Raw genomic sequence first — 13,936 nt, forward strand, 5'->3', positions numbered from 1 at the left:
CATGACCACGTCGTCACCCGTTGCCTGTGCTCCGGCGGGGGAGTACCCTGCGGATCGTCGGCGCGTGGGCAGATGCGGCTGCGCCGACAGAGCTTCATCTCGCGTTTCAACCGCTCAGATATTGGTCTGGACGGTGCTGTCAGACACGGCGGAACGCGAACTCACACGGCCAGGAGGGCAAAATGTCTTTGACGATCAACAGCACGGCGCCGGATTTCGAGGCGAACACGACCGAAGGGCGCATCCGTTTCCACGACTGGTTGGGCGATAGCTGGGCCGTGCTTTTCTCGCATCCCAAGGACTTTACCCCGGTCTGCACCACCGAACTCGGCCGCATGGCGGCGCTGAAGCCCGAATTCGACAAGCGCGGCGTCAAGATCATCGGCCTCAGCGTCGACCCGGTCGAAAACCATACGCGCTGGTCGGTCGACATCGCCGAGACTCAAGGCACCGCGCCGAACTATCCGATGATCGGCGACACCGACCTGAAAATCTCGAAACTCTACGGCATGCTGCCGGAAGGGGCCGGCGAAACCTGCGAAGGCCGCACCCCCGCCGACAACGCCACCGTGCGCACCGTCTTCGTCATCGGCCCGGACAAGAAGATCAAGCTGGCGCTGGTCTATCCGATGAGCACCGGCCGCAATTTCCACGAGATCCTGCGCGTCATCGATTCCATGCAACTCACCGCCAAGCACAAGGTGGCGACGCCGGTCGACTGGAAGCAGGGCGACGACGTGATCATCCTCGGCTCGGTTTCCGACGACGACGCGAAGAAGCAGTATCCCGAAGGCTGGAAGGCGCCAAAACCCTACCTGCGCATCGTGCCGCAGCCGAGATAGGCGACCTTCCGCAACCGCCGGCGTGTTGACGCCGGCGGTGAGGCTCCGGGAACAAGATCATGATTTTCCGCCAGCTTTTCGACAGCACGTCGAGCACCTACAGCTATCTCATCGCCAGTCGGCGCGGCGCCGAGGCCCTCATCATCGACCCGGTGCTGGAAAAGGTCGACCGCTACATCCAGTTGCTGAACGAGCTCGACCTGCGGCTGGTCAAGGCGGTGGATACCCATCTCCACGCCGACCACATCACCGGTCTCGCCGCGCTGCGCGACCGCACCCATTGTGTCACCGCCATGGGCGAGCAGACGAAGGCCGACGTGGTGTCGATCCGCCTTGCCGATGGCGACCGGCTTGGCATCGAAGGCATCGGCATGGACGTGATCTACACGCCCGGCCACACCGACGATTCCTACTCCTTCGTCATGGGCGACCGCGTCTTCACCGGCGACACGCTGCTTATCCGCGGCACCGGGCGCACCGATTTCCAGAACGGCGACCCGCGCGCCCAGTACGAATCGATCTTCGGCCGGCTGCTGAAGCTGCCCGAAGAGACGCTGGTTTTTCCCGCACACGACTACAAGGGTGACACGGTCAGCACCATCGGCGAGGAACGCCGCAGCAATCCGCGCCTGCAGGTGCCTTCCGTCGAGGCCTATATCGAACTGATGAACAACCTCAACCTGCCGAACCCGAAGATGATGGATGTGGCGGTGCCGGCCAACATGCATATCGGCCTGTCGCAGGCGACCATCGCCGCGCAGGGGTGGGCGGTCTCGGCGCGCGACGCCCTGCCGCTTCTCGGACGGCCTGATGTCGCGCTGGTCGACCTGCGCGAGCGCAACGAACGCGAGCGCCACGGCGCCATCCCTGGCGCGCTGCATGTGCCGTACGGCGTGCTGGACGAAAGCGTGCGGCCCGGCGGCGTCTTGCACGAACTGGGTTCCGTCAAGCAACTCGTCTTCTTCTGCGCGTTCGGCGAGCGCTCCGCCATGGCGGTCAACGCGGCGCAGGAAGCGGGCATCGGCTCGGCCCGGCACATCGAGGGCGGCATCGACGCCTGGAAGAAGATTTTGGGGCCGCTGGAGCACTGACGGGCGATCCGCTGCTGTCCGCCTGCCTCGGACCATTGGCCGCCCTTGCGGCAGAACCCGGAATGGGGCACATGCGGCCTAGATGACAGCCTTGCCGCGCCCGCTCGACCATCTGGTGCTGCCGACAGCCTCGCTGGAGACGGCGCGGGCGCGCCTGACCGCGCTCGGCTTCACCGTCGCGCCGGCCGCCGTTCATCCGTTCGGCACGGCGAACGCCTGCGTCTTCTTCGCAGACGGGACCTATCTTGAGCCGCTGGCGATAGCCAACGAGAAGCGGGCGCTCGAAGGCGTGAGCGCCGGTAACGTGTTTGTCGCCCGAGACGCCGCCTTTCGCCAACGCCGGGGGCCGGAAGGGTTTTCGGCGCTGGTGTTCGGCACGGATGACGCGCTTGCGGATCACGAGGTGTTCGTCGGCAAGGGCGTTTCGGCAGGCGACATCCTCGATTTTTCGCGGGGCTTCACCGATGCCGCCGGCAATACCGGATCGGCCTCCTTCCGGCTGGCCTTCGCTGCGGATCAGCATGCCCCCGATGTGTTCTTCTTCACCTGTCAGCGGGTTGACGTCCCGAATGTCGACCGCGCCGCGTTGCAGTCGCATCGCAACGGCGTGACCGGCATCGCCGGCGTCGTGCTGTCGGCGCGCGAACCCGCGCGGTTTTCCGGCATCGTTGGTGTTGCCACCGGCGCCGTTGCCAGCGCAGCCGGGGAAGGGCCGGAGGTCCGCATGTCGGCCGGCAACACGGCCGTCGAGATCGTCGGCAACGCGCAACTCGCCTCGCACTACGGACTCGATCCGGCCGGCGATGCCGGCCTGCATGCCCGGGCGATCCGTTTTTCAGTCGCCGAAATCGCCAGGGCAAGCACATTGCTCGGCCAATCCGGCCTTGCCCACGACATCAGGGACGGCCGGATCGTCGTGCCGCCGGCGCCGGGGCAGGGCGCAGCCTTCATCTTCGAGGAGTCTCCATGACCGCACCCAATCCGATCGTGACCGTCGGCAACGTCGCCTTCGACAACGCCGCGCCGCTCGCCCTCATCGCCGGGCCGTGCCAGTTGGAAAGCCGCCAGCACGCCTTCGACATGGCAGGCAGCCTGAAGGAGATTTGCGCCGGGCTCGGCATCGGCCTCGTCTACAAGTCCAGCTACGACAAGGCCAACCGCACCTCGCTTGTCGGCAAACGCGGCGCCGGGCTCGATGCCGCCATGCCGATCTTCGACGATATTCGCAAGGAATTCGGCTTGCCGATCCTCACCGACGTCCATGCCGAGGAACAGTGCGCCCTGGTCGCGCCGCATGTCGACATTCTGCAGATCCCCGCCTTCCTGTCGCGGCAAACCGATTTGCTGATCGCCGCCGCCCGCACCGGCAAGGTGATCAACGTCAAGAAGGGCCAGTTCCTGGCGCCGTGGGACATGAAGAACGTGGTCGCAAAGGTCACCGGCTCAGGCAACGCCAACGTTCTGGTCACCGAGCGCGGCGCCTCCTTCGGCTACAATACGCTGGTTTCCGACATGCGTTCGCTGCCGATCATGGCCGAGTTCGGCGCGCCGGTGATTTTTGACGCCACCCATTCGGTGCAGCAGCCGGGCGGGCAGGGCGCTTCCTCGGGCGGCGACCGCCGTTTCGTCGAGACGCTGGCGCGCGCCGCCGTCGCGGTCGGTGTCGCCGGCGTCTTTATCGAAACCCATCAGGACCCCGATAATGCTCCTTCCGATGGCCCGAACATGGTGCCACTGCAGAAAATGCCGGCCTTGATCGAGAAACTGATGGCGTTCGATCGAGTGGCCAAGGGCCTCTGACGCGTACGCTTGCCGCCGCGCATCACGGGATATAGGCTCCTTGTCCGGGGGCTGCCCGTGGAGGAACGCCGCAATGTCGGTCGCACGCGTCACCGAAATCACCGCCTCGTCCAGCAAGAGTTTCCAGGATGCCATCGAGAACGGCATCGAACGCGCGTCCAAGACGCTGAAGAACGTTGAGGGCGCCTGGATTCAGGACCAGAAGATCGTCGTGGAGGACGGCAGGATCGTCGCCTACCGCGTCAACATGAAGGTCACCTTCATCCTGACCGATTGAGCGTTGGGCCGGGCGGAATCCGCTGGAACCATCGCTGCCGCCGGTCATTTTCCTCAAAGCAAATCTAGCCACGAGGAGATTTCTCCATGACCACTCTTACCGGCCATACCGACGCCATCCGCGCTTCGCGTGTCATCGGCACCGCCGTCTACAACACGGCGGGCGAGAGCATCGGCACCATCGAGGACGTCATGCTCGACAAGACCTCGAACGGCATCATGTTCGCCATCATCGGCTTCGGCGGCTTTCTCGGCATCGGCGAGAAATACCATGCGGTACCGTGGTCGGTTCTCGACTACGAACCGAGCCGCGGCGGCTACGTCGTTCCCTTCACCAGGGACCGGTTGAAGGCAGCCCCGGCCCATTCCATCGATGAGCTGAGCGGCGCCGACGGCGAAAGAGCGCGCGATGCCGCCTTCGACTACTACAAAGTTGATCCTTACTGGAACTAACCTCTCGACGATTCGGGAGATGCGGCGGACGGCCTCGCGCGAGCGGGGCCGTTTTTTCTCTGCCCGCCCGGCAACGGCCGCGTGGCCTATCCCCGTCGGCGCGGCATGCGATATCCTCCTTCGAACAACCGAGGTGAAACATGTCCGCTCCATTTCCCATCTTCGATCTCTCCCGCTTCGAGGCCGCCGATGCCGTCGGCCGCCGTTTGTTGGGCATCGAGGTCGACGCCATCTGCCGCAGCACCGGTTTTCTGGCGATCAGCGGCCATGGCGTGCCGCAAGGGACCATCGACGCCGTCTGGTCGAAGGCGCGCGACTTCTTCGACCTTTCGGTCGCTGACAAGGAGAAGGTGAGGGCGCCTTTTCCCGGCTATCCCTACGGTTATCTCGGCCCCGGCGCGGAGGCGCTGGCGAAATCCAAGGGGCATGACACGCCGCCCGACCTGAAGGAAAGTTTCAACGGCGGCCCGCTCGCGGTGCCGGAGGGGCTCGACGATCCCCAGGCGCTTGCCTTCTGCTATGCGGAGACGATCTGGCCGCCAAGGCCGGACGGTTTTGTCGAGGCGTGGAAATCCTATTACCGCGCCATGGAAGGTCTGGCCAGCCGCATCATGCGGGTCTTCGCGGTGGCGCTCGACCTGCCGGAAAGCTTTTTCGACAGGACCATCGATCGCCCGATCAGCGCGCTGCGCGCCCTCAATTATCCGGAGACGCATGTCCCGCCCAAGCACGGGCAACTGCGCGCCGGCGCGCATACCGACTATGGCAGCCTCACCATCCTGCTGCCGCAGCCGGGCTCCTCCGGCCTGCAGATCTACACGCCGGAGGGTGAGTGGCGCGAGGTGCCGCCGGTCGACGGCGCCTTCGTCATCAACATCGGCGACCTGATGGCGCGCTGGACCAACGACCGCTGGGTGTCGACGCTGCACCGCGTCGTCAACGCCGACGGCAGCGCCGCGCGCCGCCAGTCGCTCGCCTTCTTCCATCAGCCCAACTGGCACCAGGAAATCGCCTGCATCCCCTCCTGCCTGGCGCCGGGCGAGACACCGCGCTACGAGCCGGTGCTCTCGGGTCCGTACCTGATGTCGAAATTCCAGGCGACGGTGAAGCCGGCGGCGTGAAGGTGCGGCCGGTGGGGACAGTTTGCTTTTTTCCGCTTGCCCGAACTCTCGAGCGCTTCCGCCTTTCTGCGGAAAGAAAGTAAACTGTCCCCGGCCCTTCCACATTGCCTTTTGCGGCGCTTTGGCTAAGACGGGCGCGAAAATTCAATCGATCCAATCCGGAGAGTTTCATGACCGCAATCGTCGACATCATCGGCCGCGAGATTCTCGACAGCCGCGGCAACCCCACCGTCGAGGTCGACGTGGTGCTGGAAGACGGATCGATGGGCCGAGCCGCGGTCCCGTCCGGCGCTTCCACCGGCGCGCATGAAGCGGTCGAGTTGCGCGACGGCGGCGCGCGCTATCTCGGCAAGGGCGTCGAACGCGCGGTCGAGGCCGTCAACGGCGAAATCTTCGAGGCGGTCGGCGGCCTCGAAGCCGAGAACCAGATCGCCATCGACAAGATCATGATCGATCTCGACGGCACGCCGAACAAGTCCCGCCTCGGCGCCAACGCCATCCTCGGCGTGTCGCTCGCCGTCGCCAAGGCCGCGGCGGAGGCTTCCGGCCTGCCGCTCTACCGCTATGTCGGCGGCGCTTCCGCCCATGTGCTGCCGGTGCCGATGATGAACATCATCAATGGCGGTGCCCATGCCGACAATCCGATCGACTTCCAGGAATTCATGATCATGCCGGTCGGCGCGCCTTCACTGCGCGACGCGGTGCGCTGGGGCTCGGAAATCTTTCACACGCTGAAGAAGGGTCTCAAGGAAGCCGGCCACAACACCAATGTCGGCGACGAGGGCGGTTTCGCGCCCAACCTGAAGAGCGCGCAGGCGGCACTCGACTTCGTCATGGGCTCGATCGAGAAGGCCGGTTTCAAGCCGGGCGAGGAGGTGGCGCTGGCGCTGGATTGCGCAGCCACCGAGTTCTTCAAGGACGGCAACTACGTCTACGAGGGCGAGAAGAAGACGCGCGATCCCAAGGCCCAGGCGAAATATCTGGCGAAACTCGCCGCCGACTATCCAATCATCTCGATCGAGGACGGCCTTGCCGAGGACGACTGGGAAGGCTGGAAGATTCTTACCGACCTGATCGGCAAGAAGACGCAGCTTGTCGGCGACGATCTGTTCGTCACCAACACGGCGCGGCTGCGCGACGGTATCAAGATGGGCGTCGCCAACTCGATCCTGGTCAAGGTCAACCAGATCGGTTCGCTGTCGGAGACGCTGGACGCGGTCGAAACCGCGCACAAGGCCGGTTACACGGCGGTGATGTCGCACCGCTCGGGCGAGACCGAGGATTCGACCATCGCGGATCTCGCGGTCGCGACCAACTGCGGACAGATCAAGACGGGCTCGCTGGCGCGCTCCGACCGTACGGCGAAATACAACCAGCTCATCCGTATCGAGGAAGAGCTTGGCAAGCAGGCGCGCTATGCGGGCACCTCGATCCTGAAGGCGTAGGCCCTCAGCCGTGCGACACGCTCCGAGGTCCCGTGTAACGCGCCGTTAAGCAAGTTGGGGCGAGATGGGTCGGTCAGGGAATCACGCCATGTGGACACGCCAGCACCGCCCCCGCAAGTCCGGCCGCCTTATCGTGCCGGCGCTGGCGATAGCCGTGCTCTCCTATTTCGGCTACCACATCTACCACGGAGAGTTCGGCATCAATTCGAAGGACCAGGTGCGGGCCCGCGCCGCCGTCCTGCAGACGCAACTGGACGAGGTCCGCGCCCGGCGCGTCGCGCTCGAAGGGAAGGTGCGCATGCTGCATGACGGCACGATCGACAAGGACATGCTCGACGAGCGGTCGCGCCAAGCTCTGAACTTATCCCACGCCGACGAAGTTACCATCATGCTTGCGCCGGGCGACGATATTAACTGACCTACAGTTAATCGATCATATCTGTAATGATTTTAAGCGTTTAGCTGCATGTCAGCCATGCATTTTTTCGCATGGCCGAATGCTGCCCGCCGTGCTAGCCTTCTCGCCAAGTGGGAGCTGCAACGGCTTCCCGCATGTCCGGCAAGAGACATTTTCCAGGGAGCGATTGCATGGCCCAGGCCGCCAGGAAGTCGTCCGCCAAAACAAGGGCGGACGGGAAATCCCAGCCAATTCCGACAGCCCCGAAACCGGCGGATTTCAGCAAGGAACAGGAACTCGCCGCCTATCGCCACATGTTGCTGATCCGGCGATTCGAGGAAAAGGCCGGCCAGCTCTACGGCATGGGTTTCATCGGCGGTTTCTGCCACCTCTATATCGGCCAGGAGGCCGTCGTTACCGGCCTCAAGCTGGCGATGATCGAGGGCGACCAGATGATCACCGCCTATCGCGACCACGGCCACATGCTGGCCATGGACCTGTCACCGCGCGGCGTGATGGCCGAGCTGACCGGGCGCCGCGGCGGCCTGTCCAAGGGCAAAGGCGGCTCCATGCACATGTTCTCGAAAGAGAAGAATTTTTATGGCGGCCATGGCATCGTCGGTGCGCAGGTTTCGCTCGGCACCGGTCTGGCCTTCGCCAACCGCTATCGCGGCAACAAGAACGTCTCGCTGACCTTTTTCGGCGACGGCGCGGCCAACCAGGGCCAGGTCTATGAGAGCTTCAACATGGCCTCGCTGTGGAAGCTTCCGGTTATCTACGTGATCGAGAACAACCGCTACGCCATGGGCACTTCGGTGGCGCGCTCGTCGGCCGAGACCGATTTTTCGCAGCGCGGCGCTTCCTTCCGCATCCCCGGCGTCCAGGTCGACGGCATGGATGTGCGGGCGGTGAAGTCGGCCGGCGAGATGGCGCTGGAGCATTGCCGTTCCGGCAACGGGCCGATCATCCTGGAAATGCTCACCTACCGCTATCGCGGCCACTCCATGTCGGACCCGGCGAAGTACCGGACCAAGGAGGAGGTGCAGAAGATGCGCTCCGAGCATGACCCGATCGAGCAGGTCAAGGCGCGCGTCATCGACAAGAAATGGGCGACGGAGGACGAGCTCAAGGCGGTCGACAAGGAGGTGCGCGACATCGTCGCCGACGCGGCGGACTTTGCCCAGACCGATCCCGAGCCGGATCCGTCCGAGCTGTGGACCGACATCGTACACTGAGGGAGGGTGAGTCATGCCGATCGAAATTTTGATGCCCGCCCTGTCTCCGACCATGGAAGAGGGCAATCTTTCCAAATGGTTGAAGAATGAAGGCGACAAGATCGTCGCCGGCGACGTGATCGCCGAGATCGAGACCGACAAGGCGACGATGGAGGTCGAGGCCGTCGATGAAGGCGTCCTCGGCAAGATCCTGATCCCCGCCGGCACCGAAGGCGTGAAGGTCAATACGCCGATCGCCGTGCTTGCCCTCGACGGCGAGGATGTCGGCTCCCTTACCTCCCCCTCGGAGGGGGGAGGTCGCGCCGCAGGCGCGGGTGGGGGTGAGAAGCCGGGCGCGTCAACCCCCACCCCGCCCGCCGAGGCGGGCGACCCTCCCCGCAAGGGGGAGGGTGAGGCCGCCGCGCCCGTTCCGGCGGCGCCGAAGGCGGAAGTCGTGGCCGATCCGGATGTTCCGGCCGGCACCGAGATGGTGTCGACGACCGTGCGCGAGGCTTTGCGCGACGCGATGGCGGAAGAGATGCGCCGCGACGAGGATGTCTTCGTCATGGGCGAGGAGGTCGCCGAATATCAGGGCGCCTACAAGATCACGCAGGGGCTGCTGCAGGAGTTCGGCCCGCGCCGCGTGGTCGACACGCCGATCACCGAGCACGGTTTTGCCGGCGTCGGCGTGGGTGCTGCGATGGCCGGGCTGAAGCCGATCGTCGAGTTCATGACCTTCAACTTCGCCATGCAGGCGATCGACCAGATCATCAACTCCGCCGCCAAGACGCTCTATATGTCGGGCGGCCAGATGGGCGCGCCCATCGTCTTCCGCGGCCCGAACGGTGCCGCGGCGCGCGTCGCCGCCCAGCACAGCCAGGACTATGCCGCCTGGTACAGCCATGTCCCCGGCCTCAAGGTCGTCATGCCCTATACGGCCGCCGACGCAAAAGGCCTGCTCAAGGCGGCGATCCGCGACCCCAATCCGGTGATCTTCCTCGAAAACGAGATCTTGTACGGCCACTCCTTCGACGTGCCGAAGCTCGACGATTTCGTGCTGCCGATCGGCAAGGCGCGCATCCACAAGGCCGGCAAGGACGTCACCATCGTCTCCTTCGGCATCGGCATGGCCCTTGCGGTGAAGGCCGAGGTCGAACTGGCCAAGCTCGGCATCGATGCGGAGATCATCGATCTCAGGACCATCCGGCCGATGGACCTTGATACCGTCATTGCCTCGGTGAAGAAGACCAACCGGCTGGTGGTGGTCGAGGAGGGTTTCCCGCAGTCCTCGGTCGGCGATTTTATCGCCAACCAGGTATCCCAACGCGCCTTTGACCATCTTGACGCGCCGGTGATCACCATTGCCGGCAAGGACGTGCCGATGCCTTATGCGGCCAATCTCGAAAAACTCGCTTTGCCGAATGTCGGCGAGGTGGTCGCGGCGGTGAAGGCGGTGACGTATCGGGGGTAGTCGATGTTCGGTTTCCTTTCCCGGAAAAGGCCGGCCTTCGATCCGAAAGCACTCTCGATTCGTTTGCTTGCGGATGTCACAATCGTTGACCCTCAGCCGAATCTTGATTTTTCTGACAATGAGATACCGCCGCAGCGGTTTGTAGGACGGGAATTCCTCCCCGGAATAGCTGCGCAAGTTGTCTGTGCAGGGCAAATCGAAGGAACATTGCAATGGCTAACCGCCGATAACATAAAGGACTGGGGTGTTTCTGAAGGAGAACTCTTCGACCTTGCTATTCAGAATTTGAACCAAATCCATGTGCCACAGACACAGTTGAACAAGCGTGTCCTGCTGGAAGGGGGAACCGTATACTGGGTTGAGCAAAGCTCGGTCATGAAAAGCAGTTTGCTTTTGGCCGACGCGCTTTGGGCGGATTTCGGTTTCGATAAGGAGACGATTGCTGCCGCTGTTCCGGATCGTGAATGGCTGCTTTTCTGTGACAGGCACTCCGTTGAGTCGCTGAGCGGATTGCAAACTTTGGCCGAGAGTCTTTGGGACGATCCCGAGGCGATGAAGAAGTATCGTATATCGAAAGATTTGTTGGTGGCCGAGCAAGCGGCGTCGGCGGGATGGACCGTACTCACGGCTGGGGCGATGCCTCAATGAGAGACCTGGGTCGATTTGGACCATTGGTAGTTTTGGAGAAGCGGGCAGACATCTGGGCAAAGCTCTAGATGCTCATGCGGGAGTTAAATAGATGCCGATCAACATCACCATGCCGGCCCTGTCGCCCACGATGGAGGAAGGCAATCTTTCAAAATGGCTGGTCAAGGAGGGTGACAAGGTTTCGCCGGGCGATGTGATTGCCGAGATCGAGACCGACAAGGCGACGATGGAGGTAGAGGCCGTCGATGAGGGCACGGTCGCGAAACTCGTCGTGCCGGCCGGAACGGAGGGCGTCAAGGTCAATGCGTTGATCGCCGTGCTGGCGGGCGAGGGCGAGGATGCCGGTGCGGCGGCCAAGGGAGCGGAAGCGGCGAACGCGGAGGCGAAAGAGGAGAAAGCGCCAACCTCCCCCTCGGAGGGGGGAGGTCGCGCCGAAGGCGCGGGTGGGGGTGAAAAGGCATCGTCATCTCAGCCCCCCACCCCGGCGGCTGCGCCGCCGACCCTCCCCACATCGGGGGAGGGTAAGCCCACCGCAAACGGCCACGCCGCCGGCGACCGCACCTTTGCCTCGCCACTGGCGCGCCGCATCGCCAAGGATGCCGGCATCGACGTCGCGTCGGTGCAGGGTTCCGGCCCGCATGGCCGGGTTGTCAAGGCGGACGTGGACGCCGCGATCGCCGGCGGCGTGAAGGCTCCAGCCGCGAAGCCGGCAGTCGCCACGGAGGCTGCCGCTCCCGCGGCCAAGGCAGCGCCTGCCGCCGCTCCTGCGGTGAAGCCGATGTCCGACGACGCGGTGCTGAAACTGTTCGAGCAGGGCTCCTACGACCTCGTTCCGCACGACAACATGCGAAAAACCATCGCGCGGCGGCTGGTAGAGGCGAAGAGCACGATCCCGCATTTCTATCTCACGCTCGATTGCGAGCTCGACGCGCTCTTGAAGCTGCGCGGCGAGCTGAACGCGGCGGCGCCGGTGAAGAAGACCGACAAGGGCGAGGTGCCCGCATACAAGCTTTCCGTCAACGACATGGTCATCAAGGCGATGGCGCTGGCGCTGATGGAGGTGCCGGACGCCAATGCCTCGTGGACGGAAACCGCCATGGTCAAACACAAGCACGCCGATGTCGGCGTGGCGGTGTCGATCCCCGGCGGGTTGATTACGCCGATCATCCGCAAGGCGGACCAGAAGACGCTGTCGGTGATCGCCAACGAGATGAAGGATCTGGCGGCGCGCGCCAGGAGCCGAAAACTGAAGCCGGAAGAGTATCAGGGCGGCACCACTGCCGTGTCCAATCTCGGCATGTTCGGCATCAAGGATTTTTCGGCGGTCATCAACCCCCCGCACGCCACCATCCTGGCGGTCGGCGCCGGCGAACAGCGGGCGGTGGTGAAGAACGGCGAGATCAAGATCGCGACCGTCATGTCGGTGACGCTGTCCACCGACCACCGCGCCGTCGATGGGGCGCTGGGCGCCGAACTGCTCGGCGCGTTCAAGCGCTATATCGAAAACCCGATCGGAATGCTGGTTTGACGTAAATCCCATTTGAGGAGGGGACTATGGCTACGGCTGAACAGGTACAGAGGCTCAAGACGTCGTGGATCTGGCTTGCCATTCTCGGCGTGATTTCCCTGATCGGCGGCATATTGGCGTTGGCCAACCCGTTTGCCGCCACGCTTGCCGCCGTGTTCCTCGCCGGCTGGACGTTCCTGCTGTTCGGCGTCCTGCAGATCGTCCAGGCCTTCAGCGTCAAGGGCTGGCCGGGTTTCCTGTGGTCGCTGCTGCTCGGCGTCATCACCGCTGTGGTTGGCGTGTCGCTGCTCACCAATCCGACGGCCGGCGCGATCTCGCTGACCATGCTGGTCGCCATCCTGTTTTTGGTGCTCGGCGTGGTGAAGCTCATGTACGCATTTTCGCTGCGGCCGGTATCGGGCTGGGGGTTCGTCGCGCTTTCCGGCGTCATCTCCATCCTGCTCGGCATCATGATCCTGTCGGATTTTCCGTGGTCGGCGACGGCCGTCCTTGGTATCCTGCTCGCGGTCGAACTCCTGTCCAACGGCGTGTTCCTGCTGGTCGTTGCGCTCGGGCTGCGCAAAGCGTGACCGGCGGGCGCCGTGCGGGCCATCCTGACCTCGCTCATGGCATTCTTCCTGTCGCTGCTGGCCGGGATGATTTCCGCCCAGTGGCTTGCGGTCGCAACGAATGCGGCGGAGGAGTTTATTCTGGTCTTCGCCTCCGTCCCGCTGCTGGCGATTGTTTTCGGCGTGGTTTTCCTGCTGCCGCAGATCATCGCAGGCACCAGATCGAGCATCGACCGTGTTGGAAAATGGTCGTTGGCCGTTCTGGTCGTGCTGGCGGCGGTGCTGTTGGGGCTGGAGCTTTGGGCCGTGGCCGGTGATATGGCAAAATTCAAGGCGGACCTGCCGATCATCGGCCTGGTTTTGCCTGGCGTTGCCATCCTGGTGGTCGACTGGTTGTTCGTGCGCTGGCGCATCGGTGCGCCGCGCGTTGAATTCGGACGGAACGGAAAGGTTTTATGAAGAACATCCTCTGTTACGGCGACTCGCTCACCTGGGGCTACAATGCCGAAGGTCCGTCGCGGCATGCCGTTGCCGACCGCTGGCCGAGCGTCCTGCAGGCAGAGCTCGGCCCCAGCGTGCACGTCATCGCAGACGGTCTGAACGGCCGCACCACCGCCTTCGACGACCATCTGGCCGGCGAGGACCGCAACGGCGCCCGCACGCTGCCCGGCGTGCTTGGCACGCATTCGCCGCTCAATCTCGTCATCATCATGCTCGGCGCCAACGACATGAAGCCGTGGATCCACGGCAACGCCTTCGTCTCCAAGAACGGGATGGCGCGGCTGGCGCAGATCGTGCGCACCCATCCCTACCAGTTGGCCGCGCCGCCGCCGAAACTGATCGTCGTTTCGCCGCCGCAGGTCAGCCGGACCGACAATGTCGAGTTCACTTCGGCCTTCGCGGGCGGCAACGAGGCTTCGAAACACCTCGCCGGCCACTACGAGGCGCTGGCCAAGGAGATCGACTGCGGCTTCTTCGACGCCGGCACGGTCGCCAGGACAACGCCGCTCGACGGCGTCCATCTCGACGCGGAAAACACCCGCGCCATCGGCAAGGCCTTGGCGCCGCTGGTGAAAAAGACCCTGGGCATCTAGGAAGGATT

16 protein-coding genes are annotated in these 13,936 nt (G+C 64.0%); all 16 read left to right on the forward strand.

The window, feature by feature from the left end; all coding sequences use genetic code 11:
- Positions 1–182: 182 nt before the first annotated feature.
- The 16 genes from RB623_RS26935 to RB623_RS27010 all read left to right on the forward strand — a co-directional run bounded on the left by RB623_RS26935 (position 183) and on the right by RB623_RS27010 (position 13,928).
- Positions 183–842, forward strand: coding sequence for a peroxiredoxin (locus RB623_RS26935; RefSeq protein WP_308060206.1), 660 nt, complete (start codon positions 183–185; stop codon positions 840–842).
- Between the two features lie 59 nt (positions 843–901).
- A complete protein-coding gene (locus RB623_RS26940; RefSeq protein ID WP_308060207.1) occupies positions 902–1,933 on the forward strand; it encodes an MBL fold metallo-hydrolase in 1,032 nt (343 codons plus the stop codon).
- 82 nt (positions 1,934–2,015) lie between these two features.
- Positions 2,016–2,903: a VOC family protein gene (locus RB623_RS26945; RefSeq protein ID WP_308060208.1), complete on the forward strand. Its 888-nt coding sequence runs from the start codon at positions 2,016–2,018 to the stop codon at positions 2,901–2,903.
- A complete protein-coding gene (kdsA, locus tag RB623_RS26950; protein WP_308060209.1) occupies positions 2,900–3,733 on the forward strand; it encodes a 3-deoxy-8-phosphooctulonate synthase in 834 nt (277 codons plus the stop codon). Before RB623_RS26945 ends, kdsA begins: the two co-directional genes overlap by 4 nt.
- A 73-nt stretch (positions 3,734–3,806) precedes the next feature.
- Positions 3,807–4,010, forward strand: a complete 204-nt coding sequence (locus RB623_RS26955; protein WP_308060210.1) for a dodecin family protein — start codon at positions 3,807–3,809, stop codon at positions 4,008–4,010.
- 86 nt (positions 4,011–4,096) lie between these two features.
- Positions 4,097–4,462 carry a PRC-barrel domain-containing protein gene (locus tag RB623_RS26960; protein WP_308060211.1) on the forward strand — a complete coding sequence of 122 codons (366 nt, stop codon included), beginning with the start codon at positions 4,097–4,099 and terminating at the stop codon, positions 4,460–4,462.
- A 140-nt stretch (positions 4,463–4,602) separates the two neighbouring features.
- Positions 4,603–5,583, forward strand: coding sequence for a 2OG-Fe(II) oxygenase family protein (locus tag RB623_RS26965; RefSeq protein ID WP_308060212.1), 981 nt, complete (start codon positions 4,603–4,605; stop codon positions 5,581–5,583).
- Between the two features lie 170 nt (positions 5,584–5,753).
- Positions 5,754–7,028 (forward strand): phosphopyruvate hydratase, encoded by a 1,275-nt coding sequence (gene eno / locus RB623_RS26970; RefSeq protein ID WP_308060213.1) that lies wholly within the window; start codon positions 5,754–5,756, stop codon positions 7,026–7,028.
- Positions 7,029–7,116: 88 nt separating this feature from the next.
- Positions 7,117–7,446, forward strand: a complete 330-nt coding sequence (locus tag RB623_RS26975; protein WP_308060214.1) for a septum formation initiator family protein — start codon at positions 7,117–7,119, stop codon at positions 7,444–7,446.
- Between the two features lie 170 nt (positions 7,447–7,616).
- Positions 7,617–8,660, forward strand: coding sequence for a pyruvate dehydrogenase (acetyl-transferring) E1 component subunit alpha (pdhA, locus tag RB623_RS26980; protein ID WP_308060215.1), 1,044 nt, complete (start codon positions 7,617–7,619; stop codon positions 8,658–8,660).
- Between the two features lie 13 nt (positions 8,661–8,673).
- Positions 8,674–10,110, forward strand: a complete 1,437-nt coding sequence (locus tag RB623_RS26985; RefSeq protein ID WP_308060216.1) for a pyruvate dehydrogenase complex E1 component subunit beta — start codon at positions 8,674–8,676, stop codon at positions 10,108–10,110.
- A gap of 3 nt (positions 10,111–10,113) precedes the next feature.
- Positions 10,114–10,758: a hypothetical protein gene (locus tag RB623_RS26990; protein WP_308060217.1), complete on the forward strand. Its 645-nt coding sequence runs from the start codon at positions 10,114–10,116 to the stop codon at positions 10,756–10,758.
- Positions 10,759–10,849: 91 nt separating this feature from the next.
- Positions 10,850–12,286, forward strand: a complete 1,437-nt coding sequence (locus tag RB623_RS26995) for a pyruvate dehydrogenase complex dihydrolipoamide acetyltransferase (RefSeq protein WP_308060218.1) — start codon at positions 10,850–10,852, stop codon at positions 12,284–12,286.
- 26 nt (positions 12,287–12,312) lie between these two features.
- A complete protein-coding gene (locus RB623_RS27000) occupies positions 12,313–12,855 on the forward strand; it encodes an HdeD family acid-resistance protein (protein WP_308060219.1) in 543 nt (180 codons plus the stop codon).
- A 12-nt stretch (positions 12,856–12,867) separates the two neighbouring features.
- Positions 12,868–13,293, forward strand: coding sequence for a hypothetical protein (locus tag RB623_RS27005; protein WP_308060220.1), 426 nt, complete (start codon positions 12,868–12,870; stop codon positions 13,291–13,293).
- Positions 13,290–13,928 carry an SGNH/GDSL hydrolase family protein gene (locus tag RB623_RS27010; RefSeq protein ID WP_308060221.1) on the forward strand — a complete coding sequence of 213 codons (639 nt, stop codon included), beginning with the start codon at positions 13,290–13,292 and terminating at the stop codon, positions 13,926–13,928. Before RB623_RS27005 ends, RB623_RS27010 begins: the two co-directional genes overlap by 4 nt.
- Positions 13,929–13,936 lie beyond the last annotated feature (8 nt).

It is taken from the genome of Mesorhizobium sp. LHD-90 (genome assembly GCF_030929505.1).
Lineage (GTDB): Bacteria > Pseudomonadota > Alphaproteobacteria > Rhizobiales > Rhizobiaceae > Kumtagia.

Coding starts and splice junctions, on each gene's coding strand:
- RB623_RS26945 (WP_308060208.1), top strand. CDS start 2,016: ATGACAGCCTTGCCGCGCCCGCTCGACCATCTGGTGCTGCCGACAGCC.
- RB623_RS26955 (WP_308060210.1), top strand. CDS start 3,807: ATGTCGGTCGCACGCGTCACCGAAATCACCGCCTCGTCCAGCAAGAGT.
- pdhA (WP_308060215.1), top strand. CDS start 7,617: ATGGCCCAGGCCGCCAGGAAGTCGTCCGCCAAAACAAGGGCGGACGGG.
- RB623_RS26985 (WP_308060216.1), top strand. CDS start 8,674: ATGCCGATCGAAATTTTGATGCCCGCCCTGTCTCCGACCATGGAAGAG.
- RB623_RS26990 (WP_308060217.1), top strand. CDS start 10,114: ATGTTCGGTTTCCTTTCCCGGAAAAGGCCGGCCTTCGATCCGAAAGCA.
- RB623_RS26975 (WP_308060214.1), top strand. CDS start 7,117: ATGTGGACACGCCAGCACCGCCCCCGCAAGTCCGGCCGCCTTATCGTG.
- RB623_RS26940 (WP_308060207.1), top strand. CDS start 902: ATGATTTTCCGCCAGCTTTTCGACAGCACGTCGAGCACCTACAGCTAT.
- RB623_RS27000 (WP_308060219.1), top strand. CDS start 12,313: ATGGCTACGGCTGAACAGGTACAGAGGCTCAAGACGTCGTGGATCTGG.
- RB623_RS27010 (WP_308060221.1), top strand. CDS start 13,290: ATGAAGAACATCCTCTGTTACGGCGACTCGCTCACCTGGGGCTACAAT.
- kdsA (WP_308060209.1), top strand. CDS start 2,900: ATGACCGCACCCAATCCGATCGTGACCGTCGGCAACGTCGCCTTCGAC.
- RB623_RS26960 (WP_308060211.1), top strand. CDS start 4,097: ATGACCACTCTTACCGGCCATACCGACGCCATCCGCGCTTCGCGTGTC.
- RB623_RS26965 (WP_308060212.1), top strand. CDS start 4,603: ATGTCCGCTCCATTTCCCATCTTCGATCTCTCCCGCTTCGAGGCCGCC.
- eno (WP_308060213.1), top strand. CDS start 5,754: ATGACCGCAATCGTCGACATCATCGGCCGCGAGATTCTCGACAGCCGC.
- RB623_RS26995 (WP_308060218.1), top strand. CDS start 10,850: ATGCCGATCAACATCACCATGCCGGCCCTGTCGCCCACGATGGAGGAA.
- RB623_RS26935 (WP_308060206.1), top strand. CDS start 183: ATGTCTTTGACGATCAACAGCACGGCGCCGGATTTCGAGGCGAACACG.